Source organism: Providencia rustigianii DSM 4541 (assembly GCF_000156395.1).
GTDB lineage: Bacteria > Pseudomonadota > Gammaproteobacteria > Enterobacterales > Enterobacteriaceae > Providencia > Providencia rustigianii.
Genome location: NZ_GG703836.1, coordinates 1,000 through 1,546, shown reverse-complemented (window position 1 = coordinate 1,546; position 547 = coordinate 1,000). Strand labels below are relative to the sequence as shown.

The following is a 547-nucleotide window of genomic DNA, read 5'->3' as shown; positions in this document are numbered from 1 at the left end:
GACTTACCTCAGCCTGCACTTTGCGAATTAATGCGAGCGCTTGAGCTTAATGAGCGCTGCGGCGTGAAAAAAGACATCAGCAATATTGAAAAGTTTTTGTCTGCGAAAAACAGCGCAGATAATTAAAGAACGTGCCAACGCGCAAGGCGGCGCGAGACTAGAAACTGGTTTTCGACATCTCGCCCACCGCCTACCTATTGAGGTGAGTTATGGATTTTGTTTCACCAGAACAGGTAAAAGAAAAAATGAAGTATTAAAAAGTGATGATTTCTTTCCTGCCATCAATACCGCCGATTTTCGCGAACAAATGCGCGTAGATGGAACGGTCACACCACATCGTCTAATCAACAGCTTAAAAAATGCCATTATCGAAACCAATCGAGAGTTGTTGGAATGGAAAACGAAAGAAATTGGTTTGGGTTATCAGTCGCTTGAGAGTGTACCTGCCAATAAAATTCATGAGGGAGAATCCTCAGAATCTGAGCTTGTTTATCTTTATCGCCGCGCGGTGTGTAGTGCGAAAGCCAATATCACTGAGCGATATCGT

Annotated in this window: 1 protein-coding gene; it reads left to right on the top strand. The window is 43.7% G+C overall.

Annotation, left to right across the window (positions count from 1 at the left end):
- Positions 1–85 precede the first annotated feature (85 nt).
- Positions 86–547 (top strand): head completion/stabilization protein (locus tag PROVRUST_RS18800; protein ID WP_006816510.1); only part of this gene is annotated, 462 nt, incomplete at its 3' end.